Annotated in this window: 10 protein-coding genes; 5 read left to right on the forward strand and 5 right to left on the reverse strand. The window is 72.5% G+C overall.

Features of this window, described 5'->3' with window-relative positions:
* The first annotated feature begins 142 nt into the window (after positions 1–142).
* Positions 143–1,591, forward strand: a complete 1,449-nt coding sequence (locus tag GA0070617_RS00405; protein ID WP_091432367.1) for a glycosyltransferase 87 family protein — start codon at positions 143–145, stop codon at positions 1,589–1,591.
* Between the two features lie 99 nt (positions 1,592–1,690).
* Here GA0070617_RS00405 and GA0070617_RS00410 read toward each other — a convergent pair whose 3' ends face one another.
* The 4 genes from GA0070617_RS00410 to moaC all read right to left on the reverse strand — a co-directional run bounded on the left by GA0070617_RS00410 (position 1,691) and on the right by moaC (position 4,545).
* Positions 1,691–2,089 (reverse strand): molybdenum cofactor biosynthesis protein MoaE, encoded by a 399-nt coding sequence (locus GA0070617_RS00410; RefSeq protein ID WP_091432369.1) that lies wholly within the window; start codon positions 2,087–2,089, stop codon positions 1,691–1,693.
* A 104-nt stretch (positions 2,090–2,193) separates the two neighbouring features.
* Complete coding sequence (locus GA0070617_RS00415; RefSeq protein WP_091432372.1) at positions 2,194–3,453, reverse strand: molybdopterin molybdotransferase MoeA; 1,260 nt, start codon at positions 3,451–3,453, stop codon at positions 2,194–2,196.
* A 133-nt stretch (positions 3,454–3,586) separates the two neighbouring features.
* The gene (locus tag GA0070617_RS00420) at positions 3,587–4,057 is read right to left on the reverse strand and encodes a MogA/MoaB family molybdenum cofactor biosynthesis protein (RefSeq protein WP_091445675.1); all 471 of its coding nucleotides are present in this window, start codon (positions 4,055–4,057) and stop codon (positions 3,587–3,589) included.
* Positions 4,054–4,545, reverse strand: coding sequence for a cyclic pyranopterin monophosphate synthase MoaC (gene moaC / locus GA0070617_RS00425; RefSeq protein WP_091445673.1), 492 nt, complete (start codon positions 4,543–4,545; stop codon positions 4,054–4,056). Before moaC ends, GA0070617_RS00420 begins: the two co-directional genes overlap by 4 nt.
* A 568-nt stretch (positions 4,546–5,113) precedes the next feature.
* On the opposite strand from moaC, the gene GA0070617_RS00430 reads away from it, so the two are divergent.
* From GA0070617_RS00430 to GA0070617_RS00445, 4 genes are all read left to right on the forward strand, one after another.
* Positions 5,114–7,639, forward strand: a complete 2,526-nt coding sequence (locus GA0070617_RS00430) for a putative bifunctional diguanylate cyclase/phosphodiesterase (RefSeq protein WP_175440390.1) — start codon at positions 5,114–5,116, stop codon at positions 7,637–7,639.
* Positions 7,640–7,707: 68 nt separating this feature from the next.
* Positions 7,708–9,078, forward strand: coding sequence for a glycosyltransferase 87 family protein (locus GA0070617_RS00435; RefSeq protein ID WP_091432375.1), 1,371 nt, complete (start codon positions 7,708–7,710; stop codon positions 9,076–9,078).
* 10 nt (positions 9,079–9,088) lie between these two features.
* A complete protein-coding gene (locus GA0070617_RS00440) occupies positions 9,089–9,721 on the forward strand; it encodes a phosphoribosyltransferase (RefSeq protein WP_091432379.1) in 633 nt (210 codons plus the stop codon).
* Positions 9,722–9,740: 19 nt separating this feature from the next.
* On the forward strand, positions 9,741–10,136 hold the full coding sequence (locus GA0070617_RS00445) for a TFIIB-type zinc ribbon-containing protein (protein WP_175440391.1): 396 nt from the start codon (positions 9,741–9,743) through the stop codon (positions 10,134–10,136).
* A gap of 70 nt (positions 10,137–10,206) precedes the next feature.
* On the opposite strand, the gene dnaB is transcribed toward GA0070617_RS00445, so the two are convergent.
* Positions 10,207–12,981, reverse strand: a complete 2,775-nt coding sequence (dnaB, locus tag GA0070617_RS00450) for a replicative DNA helicase (RefSeq protein WP_091432385.1) — start codon at positions 12,979–12,981, stop codon at positions 10,207–10,209.
* Positions 12,982–13,017 lie beyond the last annotated feature (36 nt).

A 13,017-nucleotide genomic window follows, 5' to 3' on the forward strand; every position in this document is an offset into this window, starting at 1 on the left:
GTTAACGCGGCGGAAATGTCGCAAACAGGTGTGGGATCGGACACGGTCGGATAACGCGGGAGGCAAAGACGTGCGGCACCGCTCTAGGCTCCGTGCAGGACCTGGACGGACAAGACGACCTTGGTATGGGGGTGGCCACACCGTGCCGTCGACCGTCGGGAGACGGGCGGAGCGCCTCGCCCACGTCCAGCGCCTGGCCCGGCGCGTCGACCGCCGGACCCTCGCCCGGGTAGGCGTCGTCGCCGCCACCGCGTACGCCGCCTGGCTCGCCGTGGGGCTGTTCGGCCGGCCGTACAACTTCTTCGACATGAAGATCTACCACGGCGCGGTGGTGTGGTGGGCGAGCGGCCGTGAGCTGTACGACTTCATCTCCCCGGGCACCACCCTCGGCTTCACCTATCCCCCCTTCGCCGGCCTGCTCATGCTGCCGATGGCCCGGATCCCGGTCGACGTCGCCGGCCTGCTCAACGCGGTCGGCAGCATCGCCGCGTTGGCGGTCGTGCTGGCCGGGTTGCTGCGCCCGATCGTCGACCGGCTGGGCTGGCCGCTCTGGTTCACCGTGGGTGTCGCGGTGCCGCTGGCCCTGGCCATCGAGCCGGGCCGTGAGACGCTCGGCTACGGGCAGGTCAACCTGCTGCTCTTCGCGCTGATCATGGCCGACCTGATCGGGTTGCGCTGGCGGGCCCGCCGAGGCACCCGGTACGACCCGACGGCCGGGCCGCTGCACCGCTTCGTCTACAGCGGGGCCTGGGCCGGTGCCGGGATCGGCCTGGCCACCGCGATCAAGTTGACCCCCGCGCTCTTCATCGCCTACCTGATGATCACCCGGCAGTGGCGGGCGGCGCTGACCGCGATCGCCACCACGATCGGCGTGACCCTCGGCAGCTTCGCGGTGGTCGGTGACGAGGCACGGGCCTACTTCGGCGGTGTCCTCTGGCAGACCGAGCGGGTCGGTGCCGCCGACATGACCCCGAACCAGTCCCTGGCCGGCCTGCTGGCCCGACTGTACGACTCGATCGAGACCCCCGGGCTGCTCTGGTTGGCCTTCTCCGTGCTGATGCTGGCGCTCGGGCTGTCCCGGGCCGCCAACTCCCGCGCCGACGGTGACGAGTTGACCGCGTTCACGCTGGTCGGGCTGACCGCCAACGTGATCAGCCCGATCTCCTGGACGCACCACCTGGTCTGGGTCGTCCCGGCGGTGATCGTGCTGGCCGACGCCGCGGTACGCCGCCGGGAGGCCAGCCGTGGGCTGGCCCAGCGCCCCGTCCAGGCCTCGTCCTACGGCGGGCTGCCGGGGGTGAACGGGCTACGCCCGCCGATCTGGTACCCCACCCTCACCGGCCTACGCCACGGGGTCGCCGCCGTCGGGTTGTACCTGCTCTTCCTCATCTCGCCGATCTGGCCGTACGAGCACCAGCTTCCCGAGGTGTCGCACTACCAGGACGGCCTCTTCGGCGCGCTGATGGAGAACTCGCTGGCGCTGGCCCTGATCGTGCTGGTCGCCGCGTTGCCGTGGCGTCCGGGTGCCGAGCCCGCCTTCTACGCCGACCGGCTCAGCCGACCCGCCGCGCCGGGCCTGGCCCGCCGTTGACCGTTGGGCGGGCCGGGGCCGCCGTTGACCATGGGCGGGCCTGGCCCGCCGTTGACCGTGGGCGGGCCGGGCCGCCGTTGACCGACCACCGCAGCCCGGTCACGGGCAGTTGACCCACTCCTCGGTGCCGTCGGCGAACACCTGGTGCTTCCAGATCGGCAGTCGGGCCTTCACCTCGTCTACCAGTCGGGCGCAGGCGGCGAACGCGGCCGCCCGGTGGGCGGTGCTGACCGCCGCGACCAGCGCCACGTCACCGATGTCGAGCTGGCCGATCCGGTGCGACACGGCGACCGCGTACACGTCGGGTTCCGCGGCGATCTCGGCGGCGACCTCACGCAACACCCGGGCGGCACTGGGATGGCCCTCGTACTCCAGGCTGACCACCGCCCGACCGTGGTCGTGGTCGCGGACCACACCCTGGAAGGAGACCACCGCGCCGGCCCGCCGGTCCGCCACCGCGGCCTCGTGCGCGGCCAGGTCCAGCGGCTCGTCGGTCACGGCCGGATGGACGGCGGGCGACGCCGCAGCGGGTGACGACGGCCCCACGGCGGCGGGAGACGACGGCCCCACGGCGTCGTGAGACGCCGCGGCGTCGGGCCGGTTCACGAGGCCCGCTCGCCGGGAAAGAGCGGCAGCGGGACGAAGGGCACCCGGGCACCGGGTTCGCCCGAGTTGCCCGGCCGGATCACCGCGAACCCGTCGGCGCGGGCCAGGCCGCGCAGCATCGCGGAACCGACGTGGCGCACCGGGTACGCGGTGCCCGCCACCCGGTCCAGCCGAACCAGCGCCAGATGGGTGTAGTCCCCCCGACCGGGCACCGACTCGGCGAGCGTGACCTGCGGCAGCAGCGGCATCTGCCGCCCCTGCAGGCCGGCGAGCAGGGGTGCGACCAGGGAGACCAGGGAGACGATGGCGGACTGCGGATTGCCCGGCAGGCCGGCCACGAATCGCACCCGACCGTCGTCGGAGGTCACCCGGGCCAGCAGCATCGGGAAGCCGGGACGGACCGCGACGGTGTTGACCACGTAGTCGGCGCCGAGGGCTTCGAGGGCGGGGTGCAGGTGATCGACCGGGCCGTGCATCGTGCCCCCGGTCGTGCAGATCAGGTCGGCGCCGGCCAACGCCTGCCGCAGGGCCGCCACGTGGGCCGGCAGCGTGTCGGCGACCGGGCCCACCACGTCGGCCGGACGCACCTGGCAGCCGTACCGGCGCAGCCAGGAGGGCACGGCCGGGCCGAGCGCGTCCCGGACCCGACCGGCGGTGGGCGGCCCCGAGGTCAACAGCTCGTCGCCGAAGACCAGCAGCGCGGCGCGGGGCGGACGACGGACCCGCAGACTGTCGTGGCCGCAGGAGGCGGCCAGTCCGAGCAACGCCGGGTCGACCGGGGTGCCGGCCGGCAGGAGCTCCTCACCGGCGCGCGCCTCCTCGCCCGGCAGCCGCCACTCGGGGGCCGGGCGGGGGGTGCCGGTGATCCGACCGTCCGCGGTGCGTTCAGACTCCTCGATTCGCAGGATCGCGGTGGCTCCCGCCGGGACCATCGCCCCGGTGGCGATCTCCACCGTGCTGCCCTCCTCGGCCAGCGGGGGCGGGGCACCGCCGGCGAGCACCCGGCCCACGACCTGCCACGGCCCCGCGCCGCGTACCGCCCAGCCGTCCACGCTGGAGGTGGGGAAGGCCGGCAGGTCCGTCCGGGTGGTGAGCGGCTCGACGAGGGTGTGCCCGTCGGCCTCGGCGAGGGACCGGTTTGTCGCGGGAAGCGCGGCGGCCAGACCCACCGCGTACACCCGCGAGCGGGCCTCCTCCCAGCCGGCCGGCGGCGGCGCGACGACCGGCTCGGCGGCCGGTGCGGCTTCCGTACTCACGGGACCCACCCTTCCTTCGCGGCTGCCACCGAGCCTAGCCGCCGCACCGGCCGGGCCGCCGGGCTCAGGCGGCCGGCGGTGGGCTCAGGCGGCCGGCGGTTGGGTCGCGGACAGGTCAGTCGTCGCGGACAGGTCAGTGGTCGCCGCCGCCGAGCTGGTCGACGGTGTGCGCCAGGATCGGGCCGAGGACGGCCAGGCCGTCCCGGGCTCCGCCGGTCGAGCCGGGCAGGTTCACCACCAGCATCCGGCCGACCACCCCGGCCAGGCCCCGGGAGAGCGCCGCGGTGGGCACCTGCGCCCGGCTGTGCGCCCGGATCGCCTCGGCGATGCCGGGAATCTCGTAGTCGAGCAGAGCCCGGGTCACCTCGGGGGTCCGGTCGGTGGGGGTGACGCCGGTGCCACCGCTGGTCAGCACCACCTGCATCCCGTCGGAGTGGGCGGCCCGCAAGGCAGCACCCACCGGCTCACCGTCGGGCACCACGACCGGCTCGTCCACCACGCAGCCGAGGCCCCGCAGCCCGTTGACCAGCAACGGACCGCTGGTGTCCGGGTAGACCCCGGCAGCGGCCCGGTTGGAGGCGACCACCACCCGGGCCCGGATCACGGCCGGTCCGCCGGCCGCTGCCACTGCCCCGTCTTGCCGCCGGACTTGCTCAGCACCCGCACGGCGTCCACCGAGGCCGCCGGGTCGACCGCCTTGACCATGTCGACCAGGGCGAGCCCGGCCACCGCCACCGCGGTCAGCGCCTCCATCTCCACCCCGGTCCGGTCGGCCGTGCGGGCGGTGGCGGTGATCTCGACCGTGTCGGCGGTGACCGTCAGGTCGACGGTCACCCCGTGCAGGGCGATCGGATGGCAGAGCGGGATCAGGTCAGGGGTCCGCTTGGCGCCCATGATGCCGGCGAGCCGCCCGACGGCGAGCGCGTCACCCTTCGGCAACCCGTCCCGCCGCAGCAGGTCGATCACCTCGGGCGTGGTGCGGAGCAGACCGGCGGCCACGGCCACCCGGCCGGAGACCGGCTTGGCCGAGACGTCGACCATGCGGGCCGCACCGGCCGGGTCCACATGGGTGAGCTGCGCGGGATCGGTCACGTACCGGAGCATATCGTTCCGCTACGACGGCGGGATTCCGCCGCACCGCGCATTGCCGGATCATGGCCGTTTCCATCGAGGACCGTATTGTTGTGGCGCGCGTCCGGCAATGCCCGCCATTCGTTGCGGCAATCGCGACACGTCGGCAACGCTGCCGTCACCTGGGCGGCCGGTCCGGACCGGACACCGGGGCGGGGTACGCGGGCCCGGCACCGACCGGCGAGAATGGAACCGGCCACGAAGTGCCGGAACGTCCAGCTACCAGACGATTGCGGAGGGGCGCGTAGCACCGCGCTCCGTTCCGGATCAGTGGACGGAAAGTAACCAATTCCCGGCCTCTTTCCTAATCTTGCCCATAACGACATTTATGTCTTCTAAACGGGCCAATCTTCCCCTAGTCTTCAGGACATCGAAGCGGCGCCCGCTTTCTTGAAAAACGTCCTTGATGCGTACGGGAAACCGAAGGGAGCGACACCATGCGTGGCAGCGACTGGACCTGAATCACCAACCAGGTCAATCGGACAGCTAGACTTCGAGTCCCGACGAGGCGGTACCCACTGGGAGTGGCGTGACACTTTCCCAGCGACGAGGAAACGAGACCGATAAGCGGCTCCGGCTGCTCGTCGGTCTCGTCGTCGCTCTCGCCTGTCTGGTCCTCGCCGCCGCCCTCACCCTTGCCCTGACCTCACCGTTTCCGACGTCGGCCACCGACGGAGCGACGCTGGTGATGCTGGCGTTCCTCATCGCCGTCGGCACCCTGGTCACCATTCGGATCCGCATCAGGTCGACCAACCACTCGATCAGCTGGAACGAGACGGCCATCATCATCGGCGTGGCGATCGCCCCCGGACCGTGGGTGGTGCTCTGCACCGCGATCGGCATCGCCCTCGCCTTCCACCGGCTGGCCCGGGTCAAGCTGGCCTTCGGCATCGGCAAGAACGTCCTGGTGGCAGCCGGAGCGGCGGCCACCCTGTCCGCGCTGGACTGGCGCTGGCCACCGGAGCATCCCCTCGACATGGTGCTGCCCCTGTCGGTCGCGTACCTGGTCGCCGCCGTCCTGGACGACGTGTTGGCGATGCCGGTCATCGCCCTGGCCTCCGGCACCCGGGTGTCCCGGCAGTTCCGCACCAACCTCGACCTGCGACTCGCCGGCTTCGCCGCCCGCTTCGTGGTCGCCCTCTGCACCCTGCTGATCCTCCGTGAGGACCCCCGCCTGCTGCTCGCCATCCCGCCACTGGTGCTCAGCCTGCACCTGGCCTGGTCCGCCCGGGTGCGCAGCCGCACCGAACAACAGACCTGGCAACGACTGGCCAGGGCCACCGACGCCCTCAACGTGGTCGACCTCGACCGGGTGCTGACCACCGCCGTCACCCAGGCCGCCGAGCTCTTCTCCGCCGACGAGGTCGAGATCCAACTCCGCCCCGACGGCCGCACGGTGGGCGGCACCGCCAACGGCATCACCCACGACGGCACACCCGCCACCGCCGACCCCCACACCGGCACCACCGTCCCGATCGCCCTGGAAGGACACGGGGAGACCGACGACGTGGGCGTCCTACGGCTGCGCTTCCACGGCCCGGTACGCCTCTCCGAACGCGAGCAGTACACCCTGCGTACCTTCGCCTCCGCCCTCTGCACGGCGGTCCGTAACGCCCAGGCGTACGCCGAACTGGCCCGGGTCTCCGCCGAACACGCCCACGCCGCCAGCCACGACGCGTTGACCGGACTGGCCAACCGCCGGCACCTGCTGGACCAGGGCACCGAACAGCTCAGCAACCGACACGCCGACGGGGTGACCGCCCTGGTCCTGATCGACCTCAACCACTTCAAGGAGGTGAACGACACCCTCGGCCACGCCGCCGGCGACCAGGTCCTGATCGAGGTCGGCAACCGGCTCCAGGCCGCGGCCCGCCCCGACGACCTGGTGTCCCGCCTCGGCGGCGACGAGTTCGCCGTGCTCCTGCGCGGCCTGCCCGCCCCCGCGGTCGCCGCCCACCGGGCCGAGGGCCTGCTGAGCGCGCTGAACGAACCCTTCGACCTGGACGGCATGCGGATCAGCGTCGAGGCCAGCGGCGGCATCGCCGTACCCGGCGCGGCCGGCGGCATGCCGGAGCTGCTGCGTCGCGCCGACGTCGCCATGTACCAGGCCAAACGCACCGGCCAACGACTCTGGACGTACGCCGCCACCAGCGACACCGCCGACCTCGGCCGGCTCACCCTCGGTGGCGAACTCTCCCGCGCCGTCGCCGACCACGAGTTCACCGTCAGCTTCCAACCGATCGTCGACCTCGGCACCGGTGAGGCGATCGGCGCCGAGGCCCTGGCCCGCTGGCACCACCCCACCCACGGGCTGATCGATCCACTGCGGTTCCTGGAGGCGGTGGAACGCTCCGGCCTGCTACCCGCCTTCGCCGAGGCGATCCTCGACCAGGCGCTGGTCGCCGCGAAGAGCTGGCGCGCCGCCGGTTTCGACCTGCCGGTCGCGGTGAACGTCTCCCCCCGCAGCCTGCTCGACCCCCGCTTCCCCAACTCGGTCCTGGCCCGGTTACGCCGCCACGACCTGCCACCGGACCGGCTGATCCTGGAGCTGACCGAGACGCTGACCCTCAGCCAGCTCGACGTGGTCGACCAGGTCCTCAACCGGCTGCGCGACGCCGGGGTCCAGCTCGCCCTGGACGACTTCGGCACCGGCTACTCCTCGCTGTCGCTGCTGTCCCGGATCCCGGTGCACGAACTGAAGATCGACCGCAGCTTCGTGACCGCGATGGAGACCTCGGCCGAGGCCGCCGCCGTCATCCGCTCCACCCTCGACCTCGGCCGCAACCTCGACCTCGTGGTGGTCGCCGAGGGGGTGGAGAGCGAGCCGCAACGCCGCGCCCTCTGGCAGCTGGGCTGCACCGCCGGCCAGGGCCACCTCTTCGCCCGCCCGATGCCGGCCGGGGCGCTGCTGGCCGCCTTCCGACGCGGCTCCGGCGGACAGCCCGGATCCCTGGCACCACCGCTGCACGACGCCGGCGCGGTGATCCGCCTCGCCCCCGGCCGACGCCAGCCAGGTCGGGGCCGGCCCACCCGCCAGCCCCAGCTCCCGACCTGACCCACCCCCGCCTGCGGCACCATCGGGCCCGTCACCCGTCGCGGCGGCGTTCTGCCAGACTGGCCCGCGTGACCGTCGCCGCCACCCCGGACTCCCGCAACCGCTGGCAGCGACTGGACCGCGCCGGCGGCGGCCTCGGCCCCGACCTCGTCCTCTACGCCGGATCGGCCGCCTTCGCGGCGGTCACCGCAGCCGTCTCCACCCTGCCGCCGCACCGGGCCTGGGGGGCGGTCGCCGCCGTCGGCTACCTCGTCGCCACCCTCGTCGCCGCCACCCAACTCCTCGTCCGCCGTCGCCGCGCCGACGCCCGGCTGGCCGGTACCCCGGCGCGCTGGGCCGTCACCCTGCTCACCTGGGCCGGCACCGCGCTGCTGCCCCTGCTGCTGCAGAGCGCCCAACGGGCCGCCGGGCACGCCCACCGGGCACAGGAGGAGGTACTGGTCGTCGAGGACTCCGGCATCCGCTTGGCCGACCACGGCACGCCGTACCTCACCCGGGACGCCATCGCCGCCCTCCCCGCCGACGAGCGGCTGCTCGGGTACACCCCGTACCAGCCGGGAATGGCCCTGTTCGGGCTGCCCCGCGCGGTCGTCGACACCTGGTGGACCGACGCGCGGGTCTGGTTCGCCGTGGCCACCGCGATCGTGCTCGCGCTGGCCGTGCGGACCCTGTGGCCGGGCCCGGCCACCTCGTGGACCCTGTGGCCGGGCCCGGCCACCTCGTGGACCCTGTGGCCGGGCCCGGCCACCTCGACCGACCGGCACCAGGACAGCAGTCTGCTGCTGCGCGGCGTACAGGCGGCCACCGTACTGCCGATCTGTGCGCTGACCCTGGCCACCGGCGGCGACGATCTGCCCGTACTCGCGCTCTGTCTGTTGGCGTTGGCCCTGGCCGCCACCGGCCGGGCCGGACTCGCCGGCGTGGCGGTGGGGCTGGCCGGGGCGTTGAAGCTGCTCGCCTGGCCGATCGCCGTCGTGCTGATCTTCTGGGGGCTGACCCGCCGGGCCGGCGGCCGGGTCGCCGCCGGCGCGCTCGGCCTACCGGCGCTGGCCCTGCTCCCCGCCCTGCTGGTCGACCGGGACGCGCTGGTGGAGAACGTGCTGCGCTTCCCGCTCGGCCAGGGCCTGGTGACCAGTCCCGCGCAGTCGCCGTTCCCCGGCCACCTGATCGCCACCACCCTGCCCGCCGGGCGCGCGGTGGCCGCCGCGCTGCTGGTGGCCGCCGGAGTGGCGATCGCCGTCCGGCTCGTCCGCCGTCCGCCCCGCACCGCCGCCGCGACCGCCCTGATCTGCGGGTACGGCCTGCTGGCCGCCATCGTGCTGATGCCCTCGACCCGCTTCGGCTACCTGCTGTACCCGCTCGCCCTGGCCGCCTGGGCACCCGCGCTGGCGGCCACCTCTTCCGCCAAGGAGCCGACGCCGGCCGAGGTCAGGGCGTAAACCTAGAGAAGTGACTACCTTCCGCAACCGGGCCGATGCGGGTACGGCACTCGCCGAGCGGCTGTCCGGCCTGGCCGGCCGACCCGACGTCACCGTCCTCGGGCTGGTCCGCGGTGGCGTGCCGGTGGCCCGGGTGATCGCCGACCGGCTCGGTGTCCCGCTGGACGTCCTGGTGATCCGCAAACTGGGCCTGCCCTGGGCCCCCGAGGTGGCCTTCGGTGCGCTCGGTCCCGGCCGGGTACAGGTCCGCAACGACGAGGTGGCCGACCAGCTCGGTCCGGCCGAGATCGCCGAGGTCGACCGGCGTAAGCAGGCCGAGTTGGACCGCCGCGAGCAGCTCTACCGGGCCGGCCGGCCACCGGTGGACCTGGCCGGACGCACGGCCGTCCTGGTCGACGACGGCCTGGCCACCGGGGCCACCGCCCGCGCCGCCGTCGAGGTGACCCGGCAACTCGGCGCGCGGGCCGTGCTGCTCGCCGTACCGGTCGGCTCACCGCAGGCCTACCGACTGCTCGCCGGTACGGCCGACGAGGTGTTCTGTGTCGAGCTGCCGGCGGACTTCGTCTCGGTCGGCAGCTACTACGACGACTTCCACGAGGTGTCCGACGACGAGGTCGTCGACGCGCTGTCGGCCGACCGGTGACCGCAACAGGTACCTTCGAGTGATGCAGCTCATCTGTCCCAAGTGCCGCGGAGAAATGCGTCAGTACGAACGCAGCGGCGTCGTCATCGACCAGTGTGGAGAGTGTCGGGGGATCTTCCTCGACCGCGGTGAACTCGAGAAGCTGTTCGAGGCGGAGGCGAACTGGAACCGCCAGCAGGGCGGCGCACCACCCCCGCCCCGGCCCGCCCAGCAGCCGGGTTACGGCCAGCCCGGCTACCCGCCGCCCGCACCGCCAGCCCCGCACCAGCCCGGCTACGGCGCGGTCCCGCCGCCCCCGCCGGCGCACGGCTACCCGCCGGCCCCCGCCTACGGGCACGGCCAGCAGCACTACGGCTACCACGGCCACCACAAGCGCAAGAAGCACAAGGGCTTCCTCGACGAGATGTTCGGCTGATCCCGCATCCGGTCCCGGCGGCAACCAGCGTCGTGACGGCGCTGGTTGCCGCCACGGTCATCCCGCCGGGTCAGACGATCGCCATGTCCACGAAACGGGACAGGTGGAGTTGCGCCGCCACGGTGACCGTGTCCGTCGGCCCGTTCCGATGCTTGGCGATGATGAAATCCGCTTCGCCAGCCCGGGGTGACTCCTTGTCGTAGTAGTCGTCCCGATGCAGAAGTATGACAACGTCGGCATCTTGCTCAATAGACCCAGACTCGCGCAAATCGGACAATTGAGGGCGCTTGTCGGTACGTTGTTCCGGGCCTCGGTTCAGCTGGCTGACCGCGATGACCGGGCACTCGACCTCCTTGGCCAGCAGCTTGAGCCCCCGGGACAGGTCCGCGACCTCCTGCTGCCGACTCTCGGTGCGCTTCGGCGAGGTCATCAGCTGCAGATAGTCGACCACGATCATCTTGAGGTCGTGACGCTGCTTCAACCGCCGCGCCTTGGCCCGGATCTCCATCAGGTTCATGCTCGGCGTGTCGTCGACGAAGAGCGGCGCCTCGCTGATCTCGCCCATGCAGCGGGCCAGCTTGGTCCAGTCGTCGTCGGAGAGCTGGCCGCTGCGCAGCACGTGCAGCGGCACGCGGGCCTCGGCCGAGAGCAGTCGCATGACGATCTCGACCTTGCTCATTTCCAGACTGAAGATCGCCGCGGCCTGGTTGGCCCGGATGGCCGCGTTGCGGGCGAAGTCCATCGACGCGGTGCTGTTGTGCGTCGGGATCATGGAGCGACCCGCCAGGTACAGGTGGTCGGAGTTGTCCACCGTCACGCAGCGAACCGGCACGCTCGGCACCGGCCGGACATCAACGATGTACCGGCTCCCGGTCCGGGAGTTGCTGTCGCTGCACCGACGCCCTCGGTGCGCCTCGCGCTTGCGCGACAGCCTGAACACCTCGTCGGTTGTCGTGAAGTTGAGGTTGTAGGCCACAGACGACTCGGGGGTCCGGCCAGACACCAGCTTTCGGGCCACCGAGCAGCGGTACCCCAGGCTGACCACAAGTTCGTAGACACCCTCGGCCAACCTCGACGACGTCGTGGTGAACTGCACGTTGCCGCGCAGGGTGACGGTGCCATCGGTGTCGAGTAGCCCGGCAAGTAGCGTGCGCCGCTGCCGTTCGCTGGCCCGCAGGTACTGCTGGGGAATGTGCTTGTTGTTCAGCACGCCCACCGCCCGGAGCGCCTTCATCAGCGAACTTGGTTGACCGTGGCAAATCGGGCAGTCGGCGCGACCGACGCAGCCGCATCCGCGCCTGGGCCGGATCGTGTACAGCAGCGGCGAGGCCGTCGACTGCGTGGTATCGAAGCCCTCCTGCTCAACGAGGCGAAGGATCTCTGGATCGGCGGTGGTGATCCGGCTATCCGCGCTGTTCCCGTCTCCGAGCCACGCCCCCAGCGTGTACGGCGCGACCGGCAGGTCCTGGGCCGGCAGCGCCAGCGGCTGGGCGTTCTCGACCGCGTGGTTGGCCCGGCCATCGGTCGGGTGCCGCAGCGTCGCCGCGATGTGTTCCGTGGTGACGGCCCAGTCGTGGCTCACGGTCACCTCGGCATTCATCTTCCGGTTCACCCGGTCGGACAGCACGCCGAACAGCGCGTGCGCCGAGTAGGCGCAGATGGTGCGCCTCCACGGCTGGCCACGCCTGACGTACTCCCGCTGCACCGCCCCTGCCGTGCCCACCTGGCTGCCGACGACGTGTAGGACGTTGCGGAACTGCTCACCTGCGGACTCGACCGGCTCTGCAAAGGTGATGAGTCGGTCAGGGGCGGCCATGGCCACGCGGTGTGCGGCAGCAGCGGCGAGCCGAGCATCCTCGCGCCACTGGTGCGAGGGGCGCATCTCGGTGCGCTGGCGGCGTGAGGCACGGGTGGTGGTCTTCCACAGGTGCTCGGCGTCGGCCACGATGACAGAGCCGTCCGAGAACTCGACCTCGTAGCAGGGGCGGCCGTACATGACGTCGAAGGCGTTGGTGATGGTGGTCGGCTTCCCGTCCGCACCGAGCAGCCGGTCGCCGACCCCGACCTCGCCCATGGTGGTCCAGCCCTCGGGGGTGGGCAGGGGGGTGTCCAGGGCGAGCGCCTTGCCGAGACCGGGCCGGCCGGCCACGATGATCAGCTGGCCGGCGTGCAGGCCGTTGAGGAGGCGGTCCAGGTCGGAGAAGCCGGTGGGGACACCGGTCATCATCCCGCCCTGGGCGCCGACCGCCTCGATCTCGTCGAGGGTCGGCTGGAGCATGTCGGCGAGGATGGCGAAGTCCTCGCTGACCCGGCGCTCGGTGACGTCGTACACGGCCTGCTGGGCGAGGTCCACCACGTCGTCGACGTCCCGGCTGCCACCGGCGGCGGTGCCGTAGCCGAGCTGCACGATCCGGGTACCGGCCTCGACCAGACGGCGCAGCACGGCGCGCTCGCTGACGATCCGGGCGTAGTAGCCGGCGTTCGCCGCGGTCGGCACGGCGGCCATGCAGGTGTGCAGGTACGGCGCGCCGCCGATGCGGCCCAGGTCACCGGAGTCGGCCAGCGCGGCGGCGACGGTGATCGCGTCGGCCGGCTCGCCCCGACCGTAGATGTCGAGGATGGCGTCGAAGATGGTGGTGTGCACCGGGCGGTAGAAGTCGTTGGGCTTGAGGATCTCCACCACGTCGGCGACGGCGTCCTTGGACAACAGCATGCCGCCGAGCACGCACTGCTCGGCGGCGATGTCCTGCGGCGGGGTCTTCTCGAACTGGCCGTCCCGGGGGGCCGGAGCGGGCCCCTGCCCGCCGACCCGCGGCTCCGTCCGCCTGTCGTCGGTGACCGACACGGGACCCCCCTCCGATGCGTCGATCGGCCCCGGCGG

The sequence above is a fragment of the Micromonospora yangpuensis genome (genome assembly GCF_900091615.1).
In the GTDB taxonomy this organism is placed as follows: domain Bacteria; phylum Actinomycetota; class Actinomycetes; order Mycobacteriales; family Micromonosporaceae; genus Micromonospora; species Micromonospora yangpuensis.